Source organism: Micrococcus sp. HMSC31B01 (genome assembly GCF_001816085.1).
Taxonomy (GTDB): domain Bacteria; phylum Actinomycetota; class Actinomycetes; order Actinomycetales; family Micrococcaceae; genus Micrococcus; species Micrococcus luteus.
Genome location: NZ_KV824911.1, coordinates 13050 through 13452, shown reverse-complemented (window position 1 = coordinate 13452; position 403 = coordinate 13050). Strand labels below are relative to the sequence as shown.

The 403-nt window shown below is 75.2% G+C and carries 1 pseudogene; it reads right to left on the bottom strand.

The features are described 5' to 3' along the window. Window positions 1-227: pseudogene (locus HMPREF3105_RS01515) on the bottom strand (hypothetical protein); the annotation flags it as partial. Between the last annotated feature and the right edge of the window lie 176 nt (window positions 228-403).

Sequence of the window (403 nt, the reverse complement as noted above, 5' to 3'; positions counted from 1 at the left end):
GTGAAGCCGACCTGCGTCTGGGCGAGGTAGCGCTCGGGCAGTCCACCGCGGGCGGCGCGCTGGGCGGGCGTGGGGGCGAAGCCCATGCGGGTGGTCAGCACGCCGTCCTCCAGCACCCGGTGCAGGAAGCCGACGTGCACGTCGTCGAGGGTCACGGCCTCCCACCGCTCGAAGGGAGTGAGGTCGAAACGGGCGGCGCCGGTGGGGCGCGGGGCGGGGTGGGTCACGGCGGTGCTCCTGGGGCTCGGGGGTCCGTCCCCCCGATCCTCGCACCCGTCGGGCCCGGTCGCATCCGCCCTCGCCACGGGCGATAATGGGTCGATGACCACGCAGGACTCCCCCCTCACCCCGAACTCCTCCCGGTCCGGCTGCTGCGACGACCACGCCCGCCCGGACACCTCCC